This window comes from Hymenobacter cellulosivorans (genome assembly GCF_022919135.1).
Lineage (GTDB): Bacteria > Bacteroidota > Bacteroidia > Cytophagales > Hymenobacteraceae > Hymenobacter > Hymenobacter cellulosivorans.
This window is the reverse complement of sequence record NZ_CP095049.1, coordinates 2843848-2867622: the sequence shown is the minus strand read 5'-3', so window position 1 is coordinate 2867622 and position 23775 is coordinate 2843848. Positions and strand designations below refer to the sequence as shown.

General features: G+C 57.8%; 21 protein-coding genes and 1 tRNA gene. 8 read left to right on the top strand and 14 right to left on the bottom strand.

Annotated features, from left to right (window positions below):
• Nucleotides 1-128 precede the first annotated feature (128 nt).
• From crtID to MUN80_RS12140, 8 genes are all read right to left on the bottom strand, one after another.
• The gene (crtID, locus tag MUN80_RS12175; protein ID WP_244724365.1) at nucleotides 129-1628 is read right to left on the bottom strand and encodes a bifunctional phytoene desaturase/3,4-desaturase; all 1500 of its coding nucleotides are present in this window, start codon (nucleotides 1626-1628) and stop codon (nucleotides 129-131) included.
• Nucleotides 1629-1940: 312 nt separating this feature from the next.
• On the bottom strand, nucleotides 1941-2456 hold the full coding sequence (locus MUN80_RS12170; protein ID WP_135394044.1) for a sigma-70 family RNA polymerase sigma factor: 516 nt from the start codon (nucleotides 2454-2456) through the stop codon (nucleotides 1941-1943).
• Nucleotides 2457-2755: 299 nt separating this feature from the next.
• Nucleotides 2756-3655 (bottom strand): MerR family transcriptional regulator, encoded by a 900-nt coding sequence (locus tag MUN80_RS12165; protein WP_244724362.1) that lies wholly within the window; start codon nucleotides 3653-3655, stop codon nucleotides 2756-2758.
• Nucleotides 3656-3666: 11 nt separating this feature from the next.
• Entirely contained in the window at nucleotides 3667-4170 is a 504-nt protein-coding gene (locus tag MUN80_RS12160) for a sterol desaturase family protein (RefSeq protein ID WP_244724359.1), read from the bottom strand.
• A 149-nt stretch (nucleotides 4171-4319) separates the two neighbouring features.
• Nucleotides 4320-5132 (bottom strand): enoyl-CoA hydratase/isomerase family protein, encoded by an 813-nt coding sequence (locus MUN80_RS12155; protein WP_244724357.1) that lies wholly within the window; start codon nucleotides 5130-5132, stop codon nucleotides 4320-4322.
• Nucleotides 5133-5274: 142 nt separating this feature from the next.
• A complete protein-coding gene (locus tag MUN80_RS12150; RefSeq protein ID WP_244724346.1) occupies nucleotides 5275-7545 on the bottom strand; it encodes a ComEC/Rec2 family competence protein in 2271 nt (756 codons plus the stop codon).
• A gap of 107 nt (nucleotides 7546-7652) precedes the next feature.
• Nucleotides 7653-8087 (bottom strand): GNAT family N-acetyltransferase, encoded by a 435-nt coding sequence (locus MUN80_RS12145; protein WP_244724344.1) that lies wholly within the window; start codon nucleotides 8085-8087, stop codon nucleotides 7653-7655.
• 130 nt (nucleotides 8088-8217) lie between these two features.
• The gene (locus MUN80_RS12140; RefSeq protein ID WP_244724342.1) at nucleotides 8218-9330 is read right to left on the bottom strand and encodes a PhoH family protein; all 1113 of its coding nucleotides are present in this window, start codon (nucleotides 9328-9330) and stop codon (nucleotides 8218-8220) included.
• Nucleotides 9331-9464: 134 nt separating this feature from the next.
• Between MUN80_RS12140 and MUN80_RS12135 the strand changes: the two genes are divergently transcribed.
• The 4 genes from MUN80_RS12135 to MUN80_RS12120 all read left to right on the top strand — a co-directional run bounded on the left by MUN80_RS12135 (nucleotide 9465) and on the right by MUN80_RS12120 (nucleotide 11329).
• A complete protein-coding gene (locus MUN80_RS12135; protein ID WP_244724341.1) occupies nucleotides 9465-10235 on the top strand; it encodes an SAM hydrolase/SAM-dependent halogenase family protein in 771 nt (256 codons plus the stop codon).
• Between the two features lie 137 nt (nucleotides 10236-10372).
• Nucleotides 10373-10693, top strand: a complete 321-nt coding sequence (locus tag MUN80_RS12130; protein WP_244724330.1) for a putative quinol monooxygenase — start codon at nucleotides 10373-10375, stop codon at nucleotides 10691-10693.
• Nucleotides 10693-11229: a Fe-S protein assembly co-chaperone HscB gene (gene hscB, locus MUN80_RS12125; RefSeq protein WP_244724320.1), complete on the top strand. Its 537-nt coding sequence runs from the start codon at nucleotides 10693-10695 to the stop codon at nucleotides 11227-11229. The genes MUN80_RS12130 and hscB overlap by 1 nt, the downstream gene beginning before the upstream one ends.
• A gap of 18 nt (nucleotides 11230-11247) precedes the next feature.
• A tRNA-Leu gene (locus MUN80_RS12120) sits at nucleotides 11248-11329 on the top strand.
• 265 nt (nucleotides 11330-11594) lie between these two features.
• On the opposite strand, the gene MUN80_RS12115 is transcribed toward MUN80_RS12120, so the two are convergent.
• Nucleotides 11595-12875: a sensor histidine kinase gene (locus tag MUN80_RS12115; protein ID WP_244724318.1), complete on the bottom strand. Its 1281-nt coding sequence runs from the start codon at nucleotides 12873-12875 to the stop codon at nucleotides 11595-11597.
• A gap of 23 nt (nucleotides 12876-12898) precedes the next feature.
• On the bottom strand, nucleotides 12899-13582 hold the full coding sequence (locus MUN80_RS12110; protein WP_244724316.1) for a response regulator transcription factor: 684 nt from the start codon (nucleotides 13580-13582) through the stop codon (nucleotides 12899-12901).
• A gap of 168 nt (nucleotides 13583-13750) precedes the next feature.
• Between MUN80_RS12110 and MUN80_RS26110 the strand changes: the two genes are divergently transcribed.
• From MUN80_RS26110 to MUN80_RS12095, 4 genes are all read left to right on the top strand, one after another.
• Complete coding sequence (locus tag MUN80_RS26110; protein WP_311136290.1) at nucleotides 13751-13894, top strand: hypothetical protein; 144 nt, start codon at nucleotides 13751-13753, stop codon at nucleotides 13892-13894.
• On the top strand, nucleotides 13891-15045 hold the full coding sequence (locus MUN80_RS12105; protein WP_311136289.1) for a CitMHS family transporter: 1155 nt from the start codon (nucleotides 13891-13893) through the stop codon (nucleotides 15043-15045). The genes MUN80_RS26110 and MUN80_RS12105 overlap by 4 nt, the downstream gene beginning before the upstream one ends.
• 78 nt (nucleotides 15046-15123) lie before the next feature.
• On the top strand, nucleotides 15124-15843 hold the full coding sequence (locus tag MUN80_RS12100; protein ID WP_244724314.1) for a DUF2490 domain-containing protein: 720 nt from the start codon (nucleotides 15124-15126) through the stop codon (nucleotides 15841-15843).
• Nucleotides 15844-15860: 17 nt separating this feature from the next.
• Entirely contained in the window at nucleotides 15861-16619 is a 759-nt protein-coding gene (locus MUN80_RS12095; protein WP_244724311.1) for a MeeY/MeeF family manganese export membrane protein, read from the top strand.
• Nucleotides 16620-16823: 204 nt separating this feature from the next.
• On the opposite strand, the gene MUN80_RS12090 is transcribed toward MUN80_RS12095, so the two are convergent.
• From MUN80_RS12090 to MUN80_RS12075, 4 genes are all read right to left on the bottom strand, one after another.
• On the bottom strand, nucleotides 16824-17525 hold the full coding sequence (locus MUN80_RS12090) for a vacuolar protein sorting-associated family 26 protein (RefSeq protein WP_244724309.1): 702 nt from the start codon (nucleotides 17523-17525) through the stop codon (nucleotides 16824-16826).
• Nucleotides 17526-18209: 684 nt separating this feature from the next.
• Nucleotides 18210-21428: a TonB-dependent receptor gene (locus tag MUN80_RS12085; RefSeq protein WP_244724307.1), complete on the bottom strand. Its 3219-nt coding sequence runs from the start codon at nucleotides 21426-21428 to the stop codon at nucleotides 18210-18212.
• 270 nt (nucleotides 21429-21698) lie between these two features.
• On the bottom strand, nucleotides 21699-22547 hold the full coding sequence (locus MUN80_RS12080) for an oxidoreductase (protein WP_244724304.1): 849 nt from the start codon (nucleotides 22545-22547) through the stop codon (nucleotides 21699-21701).
• A gap of 189 nt (nucleotides 22548-22736) precedes the next feature.
• The gene (locus MUN80_RS12075; protein ID WP_244724301.1) at nucleotides 22737-23582 is read right to left on the bottom strand and encodes a universal stress protein; all 846 of its coding nucleotides are present in this window, start codon (nucleotides 23580-23582) and stop codon (nucleotides 22737-22739) included.
• Between the last annotated feature and the right edge of the window lie 193 nt (nucleotides 23583-23775).

Here is a 23775-nt window from a genome sequence, read left to right as displayed (position 1 = left end):
CGAAGGGCCGGTTATCAATTACGTGGGCAAGTGGCCAAGCAGTTTAGCTGGTTCGATAACCAACTCATTGTCTGATGGTTTGAAATACCGCTGGCAGTATTTCCCGCAGGCTCAGCCGCTCTGGCGGCTCATCGGCGGACCAGCCCCTGCTCCTTCTCCACTTCACCGGCCACTACCTGCCCTGAAATAAGGGAGGGCGGCACACCGGGACCGGGCACGGTCAACTGCCCCGTAAAATACAGATTACTAATCTTTTTGCTTTTGAGAGTGGGCTTCAGAATGGCGGTCTGGCGCAGGGTGTTGGCCAAACCGTAGGCATTGCCCTTGTAGCTGTGGTAGTCGCTTATAAAGTCCTGGTGGGCGTAGCTACGCTTATACACCACCGCGTCGCGGATATTCTCGCCTACGTGCCGCTCCAGCCGGTCCATAATCAAATGGTAATAATGCTCCCGGGTTTGTTCGGGGTCGGGCAGGTTGGGAGCCACCGGAATGAGCAGGAACAGGTTTTCGCAGCCGTCCGGGGCTACCGTGGGGTCGGTCTGCGAAGGGGCCGAAACGTAGAACAAAGGCTTGCTGGGCCACTGCGGCTGCTCGTAGATTTCGTGGGCATGGAGCTGAAAGTCCTCGTCGAAAAACAGGTTGTGGTGGCGCAGCTTGGGCAGGCGCTTGTTCAGCCCGATATAGAAGAGTAACGACGACGGGGCCATGGTGCGCTTGTCCCAGTAGGCTTCGTCGTAGTGCCGGAATTCGGGCCGGAGCAAGTGCTGCTCGGCGTGGTGGTAGTCGGCGCCCGCCACCACAATGTCGGCGGCCAGGAAGCCAGTGGCGGTCTGCACGCCGGTGGCCCGGCCGTTTTCCACTTGTATTTCCTGCACTTCCTGGTTGTATTCGAGCACCACGCCCTGCTCTTGAGCCAGTTGCACCATGCCACGCACAATCTGGTGCATGCCGCCCTTGGGGTACCAAGTGCCCAACGCCAGATCGGCGTAATTCATGAGCGAGTATAGGGCCGGGGTATTTTCGGAAGTAGCACCCAGAAACAGAATCGGAAACTCGACCAGCTGCAGCAGCTTCGGATTCCGGAAAAAGCGGCGTACGTGCTTGTGCATGCTCTGCAGCACATCCATGCGCACCATATCCACGAGCAGCTTAGGGTCGGCAAATTCAAAGACCGAGCGGCTCGGGGCATACACCAGCCGGTTGATGCCCACTTCGTACTTGTATGCGGCCTGCTTCAGAAACTCATCCAGGCGAGCAGCGCTGCCGGGCTCATAGTGCTCAAACAGCTGACGTAGCTCGGCCATTTTCGCCGGAATGTCTACCGCATCATTCGGCCCGAATACTACTTGGTACGACGGGTCGAGGCGCTCCAGCTCGTAATAATCGGACACTTTGCGGCCAAAGCGGGCGAAGTACTTCTCAAATACGTCGGGCATCCAATACCAGCTCGGGCCCATGTCGAAGGTGAAGCCCTGGGCTTGAAAAACCCGGGCCCGGCCGCCGGGTCCCTCGTTCTTTTCGAGCACCGTAACGCGGTACCCGCGCTGGGCTAGGGAGGTAGCCGCCGACAGGCCAGCAAAGCCGGCCCCGATAACCAGGACGTGTGGGGGAGCAGTAGCGGTAGTCAATCTGAGCAGATAGAAGGTGGTGGCAAGCTACAAACCCGCTCCCAACTTTGTTTTGGTAAGCCTCCTGTACCAGGTTTTTCAGACGGGCCGTGTTGGCGGGGAAACAACTTATAAACCAACCCGATCCTACAATAACTTATTATAAAACAACACACTAGCAAGCATATCACAAACTTCAACCAGCAACCAGCCCGCTTTACCGGCTGGAGGCCAACGGCCTGATAAAAAACTACGGGCCGCTGACCTAGAGCTACTGCTCCGTGCCTAGCGGCCCGTATTACGCCCGGACGCGAGTTGTATTCTCCCTATTCCCTACACGCCGGGGGCGTAAACTTTCAGAGCGTCTTTCAGTTCCTTGCGGGCAATGTGAATCCGGTTTTTAACCGTCCCAATTGGAATTTGGAGCTTCTCCGCAATTTCCAGGTACTTGTAGCCAATGTAGTACATCATGAACGGGGTCCGGTAGTCGGCCGAGAGGTTGGCAATGGCCTCGTTGATGTCCGTTACCACAAAGTCGGAAGTGGCTCCGTTGTGGGTGATATAGTTTTCGTCGGTATTGAAATATTGGAAATACTCGGTGCTGTCAATATTGCTATTGCGCTTGGTAATCTTATTGTAATTATTGATGAAGGTGTTACGCATTATAGTGTACAACCACGCCTTCAGGTTGGTGCCGGCCTTAAACTTGTCCTTGTTCAGCATGGCTTTGAGCAGGGTTTCCTGGACTAGGTCCTTGGCATCGTCAGCGTCGCGGGTCAGGTTCATGGCCACGGGCTTCAGGGAGTAGGAAATCTTCTGTACTTGATCGGTGAATTCCAAAGAGGTCATACTGTTTAGCTTTTCGTGGCAAAAGGTTAAACAAATATACGGGAACATTTGAATGTCGACTAGCCTAGTTAAGAATTTTTCTCAACTGGGAGTAAATTCAATGTTGGTACATTAATTCGGCGACCAAGGTACGACCCAGCCACTGCGCAGCCGACGTTTCGGGAATAAATTCGGCTTGCCTTCCTTTTCGGAAGATGAACCGGAATATTCACCCGGTGAAAGAGCCAAGCTGAACTGGCTGAAAACAAGTGCGCAACCCTGTTGAGGTTGCGCTACGGTTCAGCTATAAAGCCAAAATTTTATTTTTCGGCTCTTGTCTTAAGCTCATCTATGAGGGCCAGAAAGTCGGTCATCAGTCGAGGGTTAATGGCGTTGGCGGGCAAGTCCAGATTCTGGGAGCTCATCAGTGGCCCATACAGGACCAGAGAAGAGTCCACGCATAGTTCGGCTAGGTGATTGATGTAGCCCTGTACCTGGCCCCGCTCGGGCACGGCCGTCAGCACGGTGCAAATGGTATGGGGCTGGTACGTCTGGCACACGGCCGTTAGTTCCGATTCGGGCAGGTTCTGGCCCAGGTACAGCACGTGCTGAGTGCGAGCCCGCAAAGCGTAGTGCATAAATAAAAGAGCCAGCTCGTGTAATTCACCCTCAGGCAGAAACAGCACCCAACGCCGAGTCTCACTGGGGCGCACCGGAGGCAGCTGGTCGGTGGCGGCCACAATTTTCTGGCGAATAATATTAGTCACCAAGTGCTCTTGAGCCGGATTGATACTTCCGGTTTGCCACAAAACGCCGATGCGCTGCAAAAACGGGTACATCACGCGTAGCACTGCTGCTTCAAACCCAAGCTGCTGGGTAGCACCGACCAACAGCTTGCAAATCTGGGGCTCGTTCATCTCCAGCGTGGCGGCCAGCAGGGCATTTACCTGACGGCTGTAGTCGTGCGGGTTTTCGCAGCAGGCAATAACGGCCGAAGCCAGTTCCTGCTCACTGAGTTGGGCGACTTTAGAAATCCGGTGGCCCTGCCCACAGAGCGTGGCCACATTTAGCAGGCGACGCAGGTCATCGTCGCAGTAGGTACGGATGTTGGTTTGGGTGCGCACCGGCTGCAGAATGCCGTAACGCTGTTCCCACATCCGGATGGTGTGCGCCTTGATGCCGGAAATGTTTTCCAGGTCACTTATTGAAAATTGTCCCACAATGACCAGCCCTACGAATTTGATGAAGTAGATACGTTTCTGCCCGACCGTGCTGGAGCGGGCTTACGCCGTGCCAGTTCGAGATACTTCGGCGAAACCCAGAGCATGCCAAACTCTTCTGAACCATCGCGGCCGGTGGTTTTATGGTGCATTTTATGCGCCATGTTCAGCGCCCGCAGGTATTTGTTGCTCGACTTACGCCAGAACCGGAGCCGGCCGTGAATCAGCACGTCGTGCACGAAGAAGTACACCGTGCCATAGGCGGCAATACCGATTCCGACCCAGAATGGCCAGCTTTTCTCGTCGGAGCCGTACATAATACCGCCCATAGACAGGGCCCCGTAAAACAGGAAGAAAAAGTCGTTGCGCTCAAAATGGTGCGGGTGCCGCACATGGTGGGAGCGGTGCAAAAACCACAATGCGCCGTGCAGCACGTATTTGTGCATAAACCAGGCGACGAACTCCATTCCCAGAAAAGTAGCCGTCGTGACGGCCACGGCTGCCCACGTTGTCATGGAAAAGAATTAAGCAGTGGAAGAATCAGGGCTTGTATAAAAGCACAAAGCAGCGGTAAGGCAAAAATGTTCTGACCAGGGGCCAGAACATCGTTGTAAATGCAAACAATCTTTTGCCCCTGCCAGGCCGCGCCACCCAAGAGCAAGAGTTAGTTGTCCCAGCTTATTTTCTCCTTGCTCAAAAAGGCCGCAATACCGCGGCGGCAGTCAAGGGAACCGCGGGCTTCGGCATTCATCTGGGCCGCGTAGCGCAGACTATCTTCCAATGCCATTTCCGGGATGCGGGCCAGCATTTCCTTGGTCAGCTCCATGCTCTGCCCGGAGTTTTCGACGCACAGACGGCGGGCAAACGCATACACTTTATCGGCCAGCTCTTCCTTGGGCACCAGGAAGTTGACTAGGCCAAAGTCGGCCGCCGCCTGGGCCGAAATAACGTCGCCGGTGAGCAGCAGCTGCTTGGTACGGGCCTCTCCTATCTTGCGCACCAGAAACACGCTGACGATGGCGGGCAGAAAACCGATTTTCACCTCTGTGTAGCCAAACTTGGCCTCGGGCACGGCAAAGGCAAAGTCGCAGATGGTAGCCAGGCCGCAGCCACCGGCCAGGGCGTGGCCCTGCACCTCCCCGATTACCACCTTTTTGAGGGTGTAAATCTGGTGAAACAGCTGCATCAGGTGGGTAGAGTCGGCCAGGTTATCGGTGTAGCCAAAGCCCTGCAGCTCCTGAATGTAGCCCAGATCGGCACCGGCGCAGAAGGCGGCTCCCTCGGCCCGCAGCACAATTACTTTGCACGATTCATCTTCCTCGGCAAATTCAAACGCTTCCTTAAGCTCCGACACAACGTCGTAGCTGAGGGCATTGCGCTTTTCGGGACGGTTGAGGGTGATATAGCCAATGGCGTCGCGGGTTTCGTAACGAATGTAGCGCAGCGCTTCTAGCTCTTGAGTAGGCAAATTATCCATGACAGGTTCGTTGCAAGGCGGTGAAAAGCAGAGCTGTACGCTACCGAAAAAAACGGCGCACAACCAAAACAGCGTGAGGTCGGGACTGAACCAAACGTAACAAAAATGGTGCTCTAAATAAAGTATATAGCGAGGTTGGGCCCTATTCGGTTTCGGCCAGCACTCCAACTGAGCCGACAAGAGGCCGCGGCCGGATGATGAACGCCCCTTTACTAGTCACGTCATGCGTTTGAAAGCCAGCCGCTTGCAGCAGCGAATCCTGACGAGCAACGTACCAGGATTTGCAGGAAGAATCGAAAACAACCCGGGCACCCGAGCCAAACACTTGGGCTAACTCGCCGGGAGTCACCCAGGCATTGCGGCGCAGCACAACTACCTGTACCGGAGTGGGCTGTTGGGCCCCATCGAGCCGGCCACTCACGAAGGCTAGCGACAGGCCGCGCCACACCGCTACCGTTACCTGGGGCGCAGGCTGGGCTGTGGGCATTGGGGCCTGATTCCAGCCGGTATGATAAGTCACGCGGCGAGCTTCGCGCTGAATAATGCCCGGCACAATGCGGTAGGTCCGCTCGGTTTCCGACAGCGGCAGCGAATCGATAGTGATGATGTGGGCGGTAGCGCCCTGCCAGAAGCCGCACACCGAGCGGCGCGGAATACTATAGATAATCAGCTCTTCGTCAGAGGTCAGCGCACAGGCGGCCCATACGCGGGTGCCGGCAAACCCGGCCATCAGGGCGCAGGCTACTCCCAGCCAGGGCAGCCGCTTAACGGCCAGGAAGACGAGCCCCGCCAGAATCATGGCAAAAATCAGCCAGGCCTGTAGCGGCGTCACGTGCACGTTTTGAATCAGGGCGCCGGGCATGGTGCGGCCAATCCAGAAAATGTACTCGTTGAACAGCCAAATCATTGTCTCAAACAACCAAGCAATGCCCCGGGGCAGCCAGTCGAGGGCCGAAACCACTGTCGCGGGCAGCAACATTCCGCTCACGGCCACCACCCCTTTCACCACCAGCAGCGCCAACCCAACATAAACCGCCAGGGACGAAATGGGCACGGCTACCAGGTTGGAGGCCAGAAAGCTGAGCGGAAACTGGTGGAAATAAAACAACCCCAGCGGAAACGTGGCTACCTGCGCGGCCAACGACAGCGCCATGGCCTGCCAGATCCAGTCGGCTAACCAGCCACCAACCCGCCAGAACTGTTGCACAGCCCGGGGCTGCCAGGGCCGGATGCGGGCCGCCGCTTTATCCTTGAAATCAAGCCAGGCAGCAATACGGGACTGCAAGTACACGATGCTGAGCACAGCCAGAAAGGAGAGCTGAAAACCCACGTCGGCCAGCAGGTAAGGGTCGTAGCAAAGCAGGCAGAAGGCAGCCACAGCCAGCGTATTGTACATATTGCTCTGCCGCCCCGAAGCCCGGGCCAGAATTACGAAGCTGAACATGACGGCCGCCCGCAGCACCGAAGCCGACAAGCCCGTCAGGAAAGCGTAGCTCCAGATAACGCCCAGTCCCAGCCCTGCCGTAATTAGCCGGAACAGCGGCCCGCGCTGACCGGGCAGCAGCCCCAGCAGCCAGGTTACGGCCCCGAACAACAAGCCTACCTGCAAACCCGATACGGCCATAATGTGGGTCGTGCCGGTGCTGGCATAGGCCTGCTTGGTATCCTGGTCCACGTCGTCCTTGATGCCCAGCACCAGCGCCGAAGCCAGAGCATATTCCCGCTTTTCACGCACGTATTGCCGAAAAACTCCATCGAGCACCCGCGCGGCCCGCATGCTGACAGCCTTCAGATACGAGGGCGGCTGAAAGGCAATCAACTGGTACTGGTCGGCGTGAATGAATTGCTGGTGGTACACCTGGTGGTAACCCAGGTAGCGGCGGTAGTCGAACTCACCAGGGTTGAGCGGGGCTTTGGCAGGGGCCGGGCCACCGCGCACGAGCCAGACGTCGCCGTAGCGGGGCACGGTTACGCCCGAGTCGCGCGGCACCGAAACCCGAATGCCGCCCAGTGCCGCCCGCCACTGCCCGGCTATGCGCACGGCCGACACTCGCACGGTGGTGGCGTAGGTAGCGGGTCGGACCACAGTGTAGTCGTCGACGACAGCGCGGTAAAACTCAACAGAACCTTTCAGCTGGCTCAGGTGCTCTGGCTGACGCTTTTCGGTGGCTTGCTGGGTGAGCGTAAGGCCAGCTACAAACAACGCGCACATAGCCAGCAACCCCGCCGCGTCGGTGGGCCCCGAACTGGGCTGACGGCTGGCCCAGGTTTGCAGGCCAATAAAGAGCAGGACAATACTTACCAGGAGCCCGCGCAACTCCGGCAGTTCGGCTCCGAAATACAGGTAAGCCAACACCCCAGCGGCCAGGGCCAGAAATAGGCGCACGAAGGCATACGGAGCCCACTGAATCATAACGAAATAGCCTAAATACCTAACAATAATGCTCTAAAGCACCAAGTATAGGCAAACTAATCCGCAGTTGCTCAGCTTCTGTGCGCCGATTTTCTTCTAAGCTACACCTATTGATTCCAGATCATCTTGAAGTGCTCAATGTCGCACTCGGTGAACTGGTCCCCGACTTTGGTAAAGCCGTGCCGCTCGTAAAACGGTATGGCCCGCAATTGGGCATTCAAGTACACCGTAGCCTCGGGGTGAGCCGCCCGCACATCGTCCAGCACGCGCTTCAGTAGTACGCTGCCCACGGCTTGATTGCGGAATGGCTCCAGCACGGCAAACCGCTCCAGCTTCACCCCGTTCTCGGTGGTGCGCCAGCGGGCCGCCCCACAAGGCGTACCGTCGACGGCACGGGCTAGGTAGTGACGGGCGTCGGTTCGGTCGTGGATGTCGTACTCGGCGTCGGCGGGCACGCCCTGCTCGTGCACGAATACGGTTTCGCGGATGGTAAAGGCGGCGTCCAGGTCGCGCAGGTCAGAAACGGGCTCAGCGGTAATCATAGAGGTAGTAAGGCCTGCAGCAGGCTCAGGAAGATGGAAGTACAAAGTAAAGCCGGCGGCTTCAAAACAAAAGAACCACCAGCGGGGCCAGTGGTTCTTTTTCAGGGTAAGCTCAACGGCCGAGGCCCGTTTACAGCTGCTGCTCGTGATTAACGGGCAAGTTGCTCATCCCGTCATTCTCGGGCCGGGCATCGGGGTGACGGGCTGGGTCGGGCGCCTGGTTAGGGTTGGAGGAGCGGTAAGGCCGGGCCTCGCGCACGGGGCGGTTGGCCTGGTCGCGCTGCTCCTGCACGTCGTGCCGGTCGTAGGCTACCACGATTTCCTTTACCAGACGGTGACGCACCACGTCGTCGGCATTCATTTCCACAAAGCCGATGCCGCGCACATCCTTCAGAATGTCCAGGGCCTGCATCAAGCCCGATTTCTGCTTGGTAGGCAGGTCAATCTGGCTCCGGTCACCGTTGACCATAACTTTCGCCATCGGGCCCATGCGGGTCAAAAACATCTTCAGCTGAGAAGGCGTCGTGTTCTGAGCCTCATCCAGCAGCACGAAGGCGTTGTTGAGCGTGCGGCCGCGCATGTAAGCCAGCGGAGCAATTTCGATGATCTTGTTTTCCTGATAGAATTTCAGCTTTTCGGCCGGAATCATGTCTTCCAGAGCATCGTAAATCGGGCGCAGATAGGGGTCTACCTTTTCCTTCATGTCGCCGGGCAAAAAGCCCAGGCTTTCGCCGGCTTCCACCACGGGACGGGAAATGATGATCTTCTTAACCTCCTTGTTTTTCAGCGCCCGCACGGCCAGGGCCACCGAAATATAGGTTTTACCGGTACCGGCTGGCCCGAGGGCAAAAACGAGGTCATTCTTCATGACGGCGTCCACGAGGCGCTGCTGATTCGGCGTTTTGGCCTTGATAACGCCGCCTTTGGCCCCAAACACGATGACATCGGCCGGCGACGTCATCGCAATCTGCCGCTCCTCCAGCTCGTCATCGGCGGAGGCCAGGTACTGGGCGACGGTTCTATCGGTGATTTGCCCGAATTGGTGATAATGCTCGATTAGGGACGACAGGATTTCATTGATCCTGGCAATTACGGGCGTCTGCCCCTGAATCTTAATTTCGTTGCCTCGCGAAATGATCTTGCTGCCGGGAAAGGCCGCGGCCAGCTGGCGGATGTTCTGATTGTCGGGTCCGAGGAAGTCGACAAGAGAGACGTTTTCGAGCGTGATGATTTTCTCGACCAAACTGTAGTTGCTTTTAAGCTGAGAGAGTTAGAGAATGCTGATGGCGAAAGGGGCACTGGTTCCGTCCAAATCGCCTACTTTTGCCGCCCCTAGAGCAGGGTAAACAATAGTACGAAGAACTGAGAAATTCCGGCATGGGGCTGATTACGTTTCTGTCCGACTTTGGATACCGCGACCATTACGTGGCCGCGGTGAAAGCACGGATTATGCAGCTGGCGCCCACCCAACCGGTTCTGGACATCAGCCACGCTGTCGAACCCTTTAACATCGCGCACGCCTTACACGTTCTCGATTCGGTATTTCGGGACTTTCCCAAGGGCTCGGTGCACCTGGTGGGCGTGAATGACCACGGCGGGGCCCGGGGTAGCTGGCAGGCGGCTTTATTTGAGAACCACTACTTCGTGGCGGCCAACAACGGCCTGCTCACGCTGCTCACCGACGGCAAGCCCGACGAGCTGGTCCAGATTCCGGCCGCGCCGACCTCCTCTCCCACCCGCGACATCCTGGCCCCGGCTGCTGTGCATCTGGCTAAGGGCGGGCTGATTTCCGACCTGGGCCCGACTGCTACCGACTCGTACCAGCTGCTGAACCGGCAGCTACGCCTGCAGGACAACCGCATCACGGGCCACGTCATTCACGTCGACCACTACGGCAACCTGATTACCAACATCAGCCGCACGGCTTTGGAAGTTATTGGCCGAGGCCGGCCCTGCACCATTCATTTCGCCCGCGAAACCGTGCGCGACATTGCTGCTCACTTCCAGGCCTCCGACCCCGGCGACGCGGTGTGTATTTTCAACAGCCAGGACCGGCTCTGCATTGGCGTCAACCAAGGCAACGCCGCTGAGCTGCTCGGTCTTTACTTCGATTCACAGGTAGACATCCGCTTCCCAGTGGAAGGCTAGGGAGAGAGCTTCAACCGTCAAAAACGACTCTAGCATGCTTTAAACAAGCTTTATTATTTTGTTTATTTATTATGTTAAGTATATCTAGTCATTCTGTCAGCTTTTAAGTCCCTTTCCTCCATTGCTTTTGCTGTCTTATGCTGACCCGTATCGTGCGGATGACCTTCCAACCGGAAAAAGTAGCCGATTTCCTGGCCATATTCCGGGATTCGGAAAATAAAATCCGGAATACGCCCGGCTGCCGGCACTTGGAACTGTGGCAAGATGCCGATGTGCCCAACGTGTACTGCACCCACAGCCGCTGGGACTCGGCCACCGATCTGGATAACTACCGCCGCTCGGCGCTGTTTGGACAAGTATGGCCGGCTACCAAAGCATTGTTTGCCGCCCCGCCCCTGGCCTTTTCCGTATACCCGGCGGGCCCGGAGTCCACTTCTTCTCCCCTGTCCACCACCTGATGAGCCCCGACTACTTCGAATTCTACGGCCTGCCCGAAACCTTTCAGCCTGATGCTGCCGCGCTGAAAAGCAAATACTACGCGCTGAGCCGCGAATACCACCCCGACTTCCACGCCACGGCCACGCCCGCGCGGCAGCAGGAGATTTTGCAGCTAGCCACACTCAACACTAACGCCTACCGCACCCTGTCGAACCCCGACCAGCGCATGGCTTACATTCTGAACCGACACGGACTGTTGGAAGAAGGCAAGCAGGAATTGCCCGCCGACTTTCTAATGGAAGTAATGGAGCTGAACGAGCAGCTGATGGAGCTGGAGTTTGAGCCCGACCCGGCCATCGTGCAGCGTGTGGAGCAGGAAGCCCAGGCCCTGACCGCAACTCTGGACGCGGGCATTGCGCCGGTTCTGGCTGGCTATGAGGGCCTACCGTCCGATGTGAAGCCTCAGGCGCTGCAGCAAATCCGCACCTATTATCTGAAAAAGCGGTATTTGTTGCGTATTCACGAAAGTCTCACTAAGTTTGCAACCCGTTCCTGAGTCGTGGGAACGAGATAAGCCCAGATGGCGGAATCGGTAGACGCGTCGGTCTCAAACACCGATATCGAAAGATGTGCCGGTTCGACCCCGGCTCTGGGTACTTTGAGGTAGGGAATCCTACCTACTAGCCTGAAAACGGCCTTTCTAGCATGCTAGAGGGGTCCGTTTTCAGGCTTTTTGCATTTGCACGTTTGACACGAGTTTTTCAGCGAAAGTACCGTAGCGCGAAAAGACGGCCCTTTTCAAGTACGCTTGCCGTGATTCGCCGGGTTATGGTTTTTAAGCCGCTGAGCTTTGCCTAGTGCCCCAAATTATTCGATAACACGCTGGGCTTTTCCAGCCAACTGGGACCGAAAAATCGGTACTTAATGGAGCAACACCTGTTGTCGATGACGTCCTGGGGCCACGTAGCTGTAGCGTAACGGCAACCCGCAATTCGTGCAAATTTGCAGCACCAGGGTCAAGCCTAGCCCGACACCCTCCGCCGAGCCGTCGGAAGCTTTGTGAAAGCGACTGAACAGGCCAGCTTCCTGCAACGACTGTTCCTGGCCGGTGTTTTCTACCGTCAGGGCCTCTGGTGTTAAGCGCACGAGAAGGTGTCCTTGCGCGATATTGTGCCGAATGGCATTGACCAGCAGATTACTGACCAGTACTTCCAGAAGTCCACGGTGAATCTGCATCGGTACGGAGGCCGCAATGTCGGTTTCTAGCGTAAGGCGCCGCGTTGCCACCAAATGCTGTAGGTGGGAAAGTTGCGTGCGCAGGATGGTCGCTACGTCCACGGTTTCCGCGGGGAAAAACAGCTGATTGTCAAGCTGGGCCAGTAGTAGCAGGCTTTTGGTGAGGTGGGTGAGCCTCTGCGTCACGCCCATAATGCCTTCGATGTAGCCGGCTTGCTCTTCCGTCAAGCCCGGCGCCTGAACCAGCAAATCAAGCTGGGTGCGCAACACGGCTAGCGGAGTTTGAATTTCGTGGGCCGCATTTTCCGTGAATTCCTTTTGCTGCCGGTACACGTGCTGGTTTTGGCGCAGCAGCAGCTGCACGGCCTCCTGCAACTGCTGAAACTCCCGGATGGAAGTGGCCGGCAGCGTGATGGGCTCGTTGCGGTTGAGCTTGTAACGCTGTAGTTGCTCGAGCAGCACGTAAAAGGGCTGCCACAGCCGTCGATTCAGCACAAACTGCAGCCCGAACAACCCGAGCACCAGCAGCCCAAACAGCCCTGCGCCCGCCAGCACGATGCGCAAAAGCAGTTGCTGGGTATCGAACAGGGAAACCCGGATTTGCAGCTCGTAGGGGCGGCCCTGAAACAGCACGGCTGAGGAAAGCTGGCGGTAGGGCTGGCTTTTGCCCGTTAGCTCGTTGTACATCAGCCGCTCCCGGAGCTGGTCGGGGCGGCGCGGGGGCGGCGCAGGCAGGGGCACGAACTCCACGTTATGATCCAGCTGATGCCAGTATGCTAGGTCGGCCGGACTGTGCAGATACAGGCGCAGGGCTTTTTCGACCCGCAGCTTGCGTCGGCTCAGGGTCCGGTCGACGTAGGCGTAGTAAAGCTTGTGAATCAGGCCGTAGTACACGAACGTGCCGGCCCCGGCCACCACGCTGGCATACAGCAGAAAAATCAGGGTGGTGCGGGTGAGGAGTTTCATGCAGCCGGGCTAGTACTGAATGGCTATTCTAAATCGGGGTCGAAGCGGTAGCCCAGGCCGTACACCATGCGGATGTAGTTGGGAGCCCCGGCCTCGGTGAGCTTGCGCTTGAGGTTTTTCACGTGCGCGTACACCGTTTCGTAGGTGTCAAACTGCTCGGCGTCGTTACCGGAAAGGTGCTCGGCAATGGCCCCTTTACTGATGACGCGGCCCTGGTTGGCCAGCAGCAGCAACAGCAGGTTCAGCTCAGTACGGGTCAGGTTCAGCGCCTGGCCCCGCAGCGAGGCTAGGCGGGCGGCCACATCCACCTGCAGCTCGCCCACGCTCACCAAGTTGGCGCCGTTGTAGCGGCGGCGGCGCACAATGGCCGCCACGCGGGCACTAAGCTCGGGCAAATGGAAGGGCTTGGGTAAATAGTCATCAGCGCCCAGATGCAAGCCGGCAATCCGGTCATCCACGGCGTTGCGGGCCGAGGTAATGATGACGCCGGCTTCCGGCCGCTGGGCCTTAAGCTCCCGCAGCAGCGCCAGCCCATCCCCGCCCGGCAGCGTTAGATCCAGCAGAATACAGTCGTAGTCATAAAGCAGCATCATCTCCTGGGCCTGATCGAAGGTTGTGGCCAGCTCACACACGTAGTGCTGCCCGCGCAGGTAGCTGCTCATGCCGGCGGCCAGCTCGGGCTCATCTTCAACGATTAATAGTTTCATACGCGGGGTAGGCCGAAGAGCGGAGGGCGGGATAAGTGAATGGTCACTCAGGCAAATAGAAAGAAGCAACGGCTTCCAAATGTATTCTAAATCGGCGGGTATACTCGCTCCAGGTTTCGACCTACTCCTGCCAATCGACCTTCCCGCCCACCCTCTATTTCTGTTGCTATGCTCTCTCTGCTCGGTTTTTTGATGATTAGTACGTTCATGTACCTGATCATGTCCAAGCGCATGTTTGCCATGACGGCGCTGATTCTGATTCCCATTGTCTTTGCCCTCATCGGGGCTTCCGGGCCGAAATCGGCGACATGATGCTGGACGGAGTCAAGAAGATTGCGCCCACCGGCGTGATGCTGATTTTCGCCATCATGTACTTCGGCATCATGACCGACGCGGGCCTGTTCGACCCCATCGTGGCCCGAATTGTGAAAGTGGTGGGCGGCGACCCGCTCAAGGTGGTCCTGGGCACGGCCGTGCTGGCTTTGTCGGTGTCGCTCGACGGCGACGGCACGACTACCTACATCATTGTGGTGGCGGCCATGCTGCCTCTCTACCGGCGGCTGAAAATGAACCCGCTTATCCTCACGGCCACTGCCTTTTTGTCGAGCGCCGTGATGAACATTCTGCCCTGGGGTGGCCCCACGGCCCGCGTCCTGTCGGCCCTGCACCTGGACTCCTCCCAGGTGTTCACCCCGCTTATTCCGGCTATGATTGTGGCGGCGGGCTGGGTGCTGTTTGTGGCCTACATCTTCGGCAAGCGCGAGCAAAAGCGCCTGGGCATCACCGTCATCACCGAAGAGGCCGAAACGCTGGTAGCCGAAGCTCACCCTGAAGAGCTGGCGCTGCGCCGGCCCAGGCTGCTCTGGGTGAATGCACTACTTACTCTGGCCCTGCTCGTGGGCTTGTTTCTGGACATCGTGCCGCTGCCAGTGCTGTTTATGACGGCCTTCGCCCTGGGCATGCTCATTAACTACCCCCAACTGGGCGAGCAGCGGGGCCGCCTGAACGCACACGCCGGCAACGCCATGATTGTGGCCGGGATGGTGTTTGCCGCCGGCATTTTCACCGGCATTCTGGCCGGCACCAAGATGGTAGACGCCATGTCGCTAACCATCGTGACGCTGATTCCCGATTCGCTGGGGCCCCACCTGCCCATCCTGACGGGTATTACCAGTGCCCCCTTTACCTTCTTTATGAGCAACGATGCCTACTATTTTGGCATTCTGCCCCTGGTCACGAAGGCTGCCGCGCAGTTTGGTGTGAGCGTGGTCGATATGGGCCGGGCCTCGTTGCTGGGGCAGTCGGTGCACTTGCTCAGCCCCCTGGTGCCCTCTACTTACCTGCTGGCCGGCCTGGCCGGGGTAGACTTCGGCGACCATCAGCGCTTCACCCTGAAATGGGCCTGCGGCACCGTACTGGTGATGCTCATTACCTGCCTGATTCTGGGCGTGGTGCCGGTGTAGGCAACTTTCCTTCTGACCTGCTTTCTCCCTCTCACCTCCCACCCCACGGCCTGGCAGGCCGCGGCTTCTTATCTACTTATGAAAAAGATTATGTTCTTCCTTCTGTTATTGATGCTGGCCTACGGGCCCACGCGGGCCCAAAACCGGGGCAAGTACAATGGCTGGCTACAATACACGGGTACGTACTCGCTGAACCAGCGCTTCGACGTGAACCTGGGCGCTCAGTACCGCGCTTACAATGGCCTGACCGACAAGCGTCTGCTCCTTGGCCTGGCTAACCTGCAGTATAACCTCAAGAGTCTGCCCATGTCGGTGGCGGCCGGCTACATGTATCTGCAGCTGCAGCCCTACGCCGACGCCGAGCAAACCCAGAAGCTGGATAACCGCGAAAACCGGCTCTATCAGCAGCTCATCGTCAACAATAAGCTGGGCCGGGCCCGGCTGCTGCACCGCTACCGCATCGAGGAGCGCTGGACGCCCGGCGACTTCCGGCTGCGCTTCCGCTACTTGGCCTCATTACGCCTGCCACTGGGTCCCCGGGCCCTGGAAAGCCCGAAATGGTACGTCACCATCAAGGATGAAATTCGCCTCAGCAATGAAGCCAACCCCTTCGACAGCAACCGGGTGTGGGGCGGTGTAGGCTATGTGCTTAACAAGCACCTGGGCGGCGAGCTGCTCTGGATGACCCAGTTCAACGGGGGCTCTGACCGTCCCAACTACCTGGCCTTCATCCTGCGCCACGACTTCGGCTGGTCGGCCGACCAGCCCGAGCGCCGCCCCCGCTTCCTGCCCCAGTAAGCCCTTTTTTCTTTCGTATGCCTACTTACCTCGAACAAATCCTCGAAAACCCGGTGGGCTCCCTGGCCATCGTGGGCAACCTGGTTATCATCGAAAGCCTGCTCTCGGTAGACAATGCGGCGGTGCTGGCCACCATGGTCGGCGACTTGCCCAAGGAGCAGCGCAAAAAAGCCCTGCGCTACGGCATCATCGGCGCCTACGTGTTTCGGGGCCTCTGCATCCTGTTCGCCTCTTTCCTGATTGAGTTCTGGTTTCTCAAACCCTTGGGTGGCCTCTATCTGCTGTACCTGGCCTACGATTATTTCCGGGCGAAAAGCGGCCCGGTAAATCAAGAGCACATGGAGGACAAGCAGCAGAGCTGGTTTTTTCGCCGCACCCTGGGTTTGTTCGGCAAGTTCTGGGCCACCGTAGCCCTGATTGAGCTCATGGACCTGGCCTTCAGCATCGACAACGTGTTTGCCGTCGTTGCCTTCACCGATAACCTGATTCTGATCTGCCTGGGCGTGTTCATCGGCATTCTGTCCATGCGGCTAGTGGCCCAGGCCTTCGTGTTGCTCATGTCCAAGTACCCGTTCCTGGAAACGGCCGCCTTTATTATCATCGGTATTCTGGGGTTCAAGCTGCTGCTCTCCTTGTTCGAGCATTATTTCCCCCACCACCCACTAAGCAGCTTTTTAAGCAGCGAGGCGGCCGATGCGAGCCTGACAGTGCTTACCGTGGCCGTCTTTGCTCTGCCCCTGCTGACCTCCTGGATGAAGCAGCAACGTGCCCGATAAGCGGGGTCTCGTCCGGAAAAAGAGGTGGCGTTTTCTTGTACAACTTAACCGCTAACTGAACCGTCAGCCCAACCTAGCCCCAGCAGCGGGAGATAATTCAGAAAACTGGTACCGCAATCAACCTACCGGATTGGCTGCTTTTGAGACGCTTCACCTGTATAGCTGCCCACGCTAATGGCCTACTGACAAAATAGCCAGCACCAGTTAGTTCAGGAGGGCCACAGTCGTGTCATTGTACCCAACATAGAGCCGTACGTTGGTAAACGTGACAGCTCGTGACTCATATGTCCCCGAGGGTAGCTTCACCAGATTGTAGGTTGATTTGGTGAACTGGTATTCCTGGTTGGGAACTACTTTAACCGTTTGAGTAAAGGCAATGCGCTGGTTGGTGCGAACCGTGTCAGTGAACACGTTAAGTACTGTATACCTTGTGCGAGCAATCATTGCACCCTGAATATTCACGCTGTTCCGGCCCTCCTTGTCGACGACACCAGTTACCTTAATATTCTTATAGGGCGTAACTTTAAAGTTCAGCGAGTTAGTACGTCCGGGTTGCGCATCGAAGTGGCCGTCGTAGCCACGGTCTAAATCATACACCTGATCCTGACGATCCAGCTTAACTTCGTAGTCACGTGTTTCTTTAGCCCCGAAGACAAGCTGATAGTGCCCGGTTTCATCACTATGGGCACCCGCAATGGAATCTATCGAGTGGTTACCGGGGCTGAGAAAACCGCCTGAGATAATCTGGTGTACCACGACAGGCACTCCGGCTACTGGCTGATTGGTATAGGGATTCATTACTCGGCCCTCGACGATAGTGGTCTGGAAAACTTCCTCCTTCTCGGAACAGGAAGTACTACCCAACAGACTAGCGGCAGCAGCATAACAAAGGAATAAGCGTTTCATGGTTCCTGGGATTGAATAGTGGTCTTTGGTGGCAGTAAACCTAGGCAGAACCAGCAGAGACCCGGAAACCAACTTCCACCTTAATTAGACATTATAGCAGGTTACCATAAGAGCCGCAAAAAGCTTATATCCTGCTTTTCCTGCCGAATAAAGGCCACGCACAGTCTAATCTGCATGCTTTATATCAGACATTTTCCCAAGTAGATTCGTAGAGCAGCAGCAAGCACTAGCCCCGCAACACTTCCCCAATAACGCATTCTTGACCTTGGCGGAATATTGAAGTAACATACCAGCGGCAACTTTGCAGCGGAAATTCATCCACGCGCTTGCTCTGACTATGAAAACATTGTTCAACCGCTGCCTGCTCTTCGTGGCCTCATCCCTGCGGCCCACGTCCCTGCCGCCGGATGGCCCCGTCTCCCCTCTGTTTGTATGACGCGGGCTGCCTGCGTTTCCTTTGGCTACCGGCCCGGCTCGTTTGGGTACCGTAAGCCGACTCCACAGGTGCCCCGGCTCCTGCCCGCCTCCCCAGGCCAGCCGGCGGTGCGCCACTTAGTGGCCCCTGGCCCTACTACCTTACAACAAGTGGCTTAATCATTATTACCAGCCTGCTATACCCCCTGCCATTAAGCAAAAAAAGCCCGGAGCGTTCTGCTCCGGGCTTTTTAGTTGGGCGTTGCTTCGCTAGTCCAGGATGTAGCGCAGGCCTACCTGGGCCCGCCAGCGGCTGTTCAGGTCGGTGTTATTGATGAAGGTCTGGTTGCCGCCCCGGAACTGGAACGTGGGGGCATCGGGCGTAGCGGCGGGGTAAGCCGTTTCGATGAAGCGGTTGTTGGCAAATACCCGGCGCACACCCCAGTCAGCGTTGAGCAGGTTGCCCAGATTCTGCACGTCGAAGCTCAACTGCAGCGTATGCTTCTTAGCGCCGGTTTTGACGGAGAAGTCCTGGAGCAGCTTGGAGTCGAGCTGGGTATACCAGGGGCTGATGGCGCCGTTGCGCTCCGTGTACTGCCCGCGGCGGGAGCTCAGGTAGTCGTCCTGCTCGATATAGGCGTTGAGCTGGCTCCACTGCTGGGCGGCCGTTACCAGCACGTTGTTCTGAGCGTCGCGGATGTCGACCAGGTTGATCTGGTTCTGGGAGGCGGGCACAAACAGCAGGTCGTTGCCCACGATACCGTCGCGGTTCAGGTCGCCGGCGTAGGTGTAGGAAAACCGGTTGCCCTGGGCCGCTTCGAAGAAGAAGCTGATAGTCGTGGCCAGCTTGTCGTCGGCATAGGCAAAGCGCTTCCCGGCGGCCCCAATGATGCGGTGCTGCAGGCCAAAGTCGCTGTAGGCCAGCTGGGGGTCGTTGGCATTGCCCACCACGGGGTTGCGCTGATAGGCATCGGCGGCAATTTCGCCGGGGTTTGAGGTAACGTCCTTGGCCTTGGAGTACGTGTAAGCTGCCGTCAGGTATAGGCCGTTGGCGAAGTCCTTCTTGAGCTGGCCGGTCAGGCTGTACTGGTAGCCCTTGTTGGTGTTTTCGAGCACAATCACACCCGCGTCGAGGAAGCTGTCCTGTCCATCAGGACCTTTGAAGGTCGGTGTGATGCGCGGGCCAGATGCCGGGTAAATCAGGCGGTTGTCGGTGCCTTGCAGACGCTCAGTGGGCGTTACGAAGTTGTAGTTGCGGTGAATAGCGGCGTTGCGGTCCTTTGAATAAATGGCTTCCAGCGTAGCCACAATGCCGCCAGGCAGTTGCTGGTCGATGGCCAGGTTGGAGCGCCACACCTGCGGAAACTTGAAGTCGCGGGCCGTACCGTTGATCTGGAAGGTGTAGCCACCGGCGTCAAACTGCGAGTTGGAAGCCTGATTGCTGATCCACACGAACGGAATACGGCCGGTGAAAATACCTGAGCCGCCGCGCAGCTGGGTCGTGTAGGTGTTCTGGTTGAGGGCGTAGTTGAAGCCCAAGCGGGGCGAAAACAGCGGCGTGGCCTTCGGAAACTGCGTCACGTCGACTTGAGCTGGCTGGCCGTTGGAGTCACGCAGCGGGGCGTTGAGGATTTGAGTATTAGCCGGCACCTTGGTGTCATAAATCGGCATATCAGCCCGCACGCCCAGGGTCAACTTGAAGTCGGGCGTTACGTTCCACTCGTCCTGGGCGTAGAGTCCCAGCTGAGCCACATTTACGTCGACGCCCTTCACGGGCCGACGGCCCCCGGCGGTAGCCAAGGCATTCAAATCCACAAAATCAGCCTTATTGGTCGGGTCCGTTACCTTGTAAAACTGGTCAATGTCGAGGCCGCCGAAGAAGGGGTAGCCGTAGCGGGCCAGGTTGAAGGCATTGAAGAAGCTGAACCGCTCGTACGTCAGGCCGGCCGTCAGCACGTGGGCCCCGGCAAAGTAGCTCAGGTTGTCGGTAAACTGGGTAATGTTCTGCTTCAGCTCGTTATTGGCCGAAAACTGCTCGGTGCCCACGCTCACGTAGGTCGTGCCGTTTTTGGTAATGTCAATCTGCGGAAACAGCTTAGCGTCGGGCAGGTCGCGCACGTCGCGGAAGGCCGAAAAGCTAAGCTGGGCCTTGTTGCTAAACTTTTCCCCGAAGCGGGAGTTCAGTTCGCCCACCACCGAGTTCAGGCCGTTGTTAATAGTGTAGCCCGAGTTGGAGTATTGCAGCGTGTTCACGCCCTGCACCCGGGAGGAAGGCGCAATGGCAATGGGGTGCGGACCCTGCTCGCGGAAGCTCTGCAGGAAGTTGTAGCGCACCGAGAAAGTATTGTTGGCGCTGATATTCCAGTCGAGCTTAAGCAGCAGCTTGTCACTGGAAGTACGGTATTTGAAATCCTGGTAAGTGCCTGGGTCGTAGCCGTACACGCTTAGCAGGCGCTGACGAATGGCAATCAGGTCACTTTCCAGCACCCGGCTTACCCCGTCGAGCTGCCCGTTGAGGGCGGCAGTGGCTTCGGCCGCATTCTGGGCGGGCCGAAACGTGAGGCCCGGGTCGTCGCGCCGGGTTATTTCAGCGTTGGTAAAGAAGAACAGCTTGTTCTTAATAATCGGGCCACCCAGGGAAAAGCCAGTCTGGTTGAACTTCAGGTCGGGGTTGCGCACGGTCACGTCGCCGACTTTCTCGCCAATCAGGCTTTCGTTGCGCAGAAAAGTGTAGACCGTGCCCTTAAAGTCATTGGTGCCGCTTTTGGTTACGGCATTCACGCCGGCTCCGGTAAAGCCGCCCTGGCGCACGTCGTAGGGGGCCAGGCTTACTTCGAGCTGCTCAATGGCGTCGAGCGAGACGGGCTGGGAGTTGGTTTGCCCGCCGGGCGTGGGCGCGTCTAGGCCGAAGGAGTTGTTGAAGATCGAGCCGTCGAGGGAGAAGTTGTTGTAAAGCGAGTTGCGCCCCCCGAAGCTCAGGCCGCTGCTTTGCGGGGTGAGGCGAGTGAAGTCCTCCTGGGAGCGGCTGATGGTGGGCAGGGTCCGGATGGCGCCGTTGTTGATGTTGGTCGAAGCCCCGGTCCGGTCCTTGTTGATGAGCCCGTCGCGGTTGCCTTTTACCACCACTTCGTCCAGGGTGCGGCCTTCCTCAGCCAGGGTCACGTTGGCTTCGAAGGTTTTGCCCAGAGCCAGTTGGATGTTGCTTTGGCTGTAAGCCGTGTAGCCCACGAAGGAAACCTTGAGTTCGTAGGGGCCGCCCACGCGCAGGTTGAGCAGGTCAAACTGACCGTTGGAGCGGGTAGCCGTGCCGTAGGGCGTACCGGTGGGCACATGGACGGCAACGACGGTGGCGCCGGGCAGGGGCTCCCCTTTGGCGTCGAGCACTACGCCCTTCATGGCGGCGGTAGTCACGCCCTGGGCGGCGGCAAACTGGCCGTTAGTGAAAAGCACAAAGCCTAACAGCAGCAGTAAATAGGGTTTCAGATTCATACAAAGGGCTTTTTTGTTTATCGGAAGCACTCCTTCCGAATTTCGCCGCGAAGGTAGAATCATGATTTAGTGATGTATGCATAACAATTTACTAACCTGTAAATGATAACACAAGCATAAACAAACCTTAATATACTACCCTTCTCCTACTGCCCAGCTCAAGGCATATTCCTGCGCACCGTAACGGATTTGTTAAGCTGCCCCCAAATACAAAAGCCCTTCGACCAATGGTCCAAGGGCATTTGTGTAAACAGGGCTAACCTAAACAGGCTACTGGCCTTCCGGGAAGTCGGCCGAGTCGCCGAGGCTGGCCACGGCTTCCAGTTCTTTCACGAGGTTAGCAAACTTGTCCCGGGCCCCTTTGACGGCAGCTTTGCCCAGGGGCAGGTGCAGGGGCGGATTTTCCTCTCGTACCAGGTCATACATAATCTGGGCGGCACGCTGCGGGTCGCCGGGCTGCCGGCCGCTGTAGCCCTGAATGCCCTTCAGGTTTTCGCCCACCGTGGCCTGATAGTCCTCGATACCGGTGGTGACGACATTAGCCGAACGGCCGGCCCAATCGGTGCGGAAGCCGCTGGGTTCGATGTTGGTAACCTTGATGCCAAGCGGAGCCACCTGCTGGGCCAGACTTTCGCCAATGGCTTCGAGGGCAAACTTGCTGGCGTTGTAAACGCCCACGCCGGGGAAGGTTTTCAGGCCGCCGATGCTGGTAATGTTGAGCACGTGGCCACTGCGCCGTTCCCGCAGGTGGGGCAATACGGCCCGCAACACGTGCAAAGGCCCGAATACGTTGACGTCGAACTGCCGCTGCACCTCAGCCGCGTCGATTTCCTCGATGCTGCCCAACGAGCCGTAGCCTGCATTGTTGACAATGACATCCAAGTGACCGAAGTGGGCAATGGCGGCGGCAATGCCCCGCTTGACCTGGGCTTCGTCGGTTACTTCGACCACGAAGCCGCGGCCGTTTTCGCCGGCTTTTTGGGTGAACTCGTCGGCTTGCTCCTGCTGGCGGAAGGTAGCGGCTACTTTGTCGCCTTTTTCGAGCAGCAGCTCGGCCAGGGCCGCTCCGAAACCGGTGCTGACGCCGGTAATAAACCAGTGTTTGGGGGTGGTAGCCATTCGCTAGGGGTGATTTTTAAGAGTTGAAAAGCGCCGGCCAAAACCGGCTGGCTGTTTCAACTCGTTCAGGCCGCCTTAGGTTTAGCCCCGCATCCAAATAGGCAACTGCGAAGCTGGTAGCAGCCTAAAAAACCGCCGCTCCGACAGGGAACGGCGGCTGAAAAAGACCTTGTCGAGGTGGCCCGGGCGCTACAGCCGGAACGTAAGCACCGGCGGAAGAGCGTGCCGGGCCACGTTTTCGGCTACGTTGTGGTGCAGAAAATGGCTCAGGCCGGTGCGGGCGTGGGTGGGCATTACGACCAGGTCGGCGTGGGTCTGCCGGGCAAACAGCGGAATACCCACGCTGGCATCGGCGGCGTCAATAACTTCGGGCTCACAGTGTTGCAGGTGGTGGCGCTCGGCAAAGTCCTGAATCCGGGCCATGGCCGTGGCATACTGGTCGATGTCGGGCACGACTTTCAGCAGGTGCAGGGTGGCGTCGGGAAACACGGCCTGAATGCGCTGCAAATCGGGAACGGCGCGGTCGGCCTCGGCCGAGAAGTCGGACGGAAATACGATGTGCCGCACGTTGAACTGCATTTCGGGGTGCTTCACGGTGAGTACCGGGCAGGGTGCGGTGCGGACCAGTCGCTCGGTGTTGGAACCGGCAAAAAAATGCTGCCAGGCACTGTGCTCGTGGGCACCCATCACCACCAAGTCAATCTGCCGCTCGGCAATAACCTCCAGCACCGAGTTGACCAAACTCGACGTGCGCAGCACATCCGTCACCGGCACTTCCGGGGCCAGGTGCCGGGCTTCGGCCATGAGCTCGTGCATCTGCTGCTTGATTTTCTGCAGGTACTTGAGCATAAACACGTCTTCGAGGCTGCTGCCGCCAATACGCCCCCCGGACGAGCTGAAGCGGGGCGTGTCGTTGTGCTCTTCTACGTGTAGCAGCGTGATGGCGCCGCCGGTGCGCTGGGCCAGGCGCACGGCCACGTCAAAAGCATGGTGAGCCGCGGGCGAAAAATCGGTGGGAACCAGGATGTTTTTCATGGGAATCGGGCTGTAGTGAGCAATGCTTGAGGGTAAGACCAACCGCAGAACGGCCGCCGGGCCGGCTCAGCCAGTGCCAGCAAGGCCTGACTGACGAACCAGGATAATATAGCCAATTATTGTAATTTTTACAATAGCCAGCTTCTGTTATGTCACCTAGTTTCCGCAGCCTTTTTGCCGCGTTGCCGACACC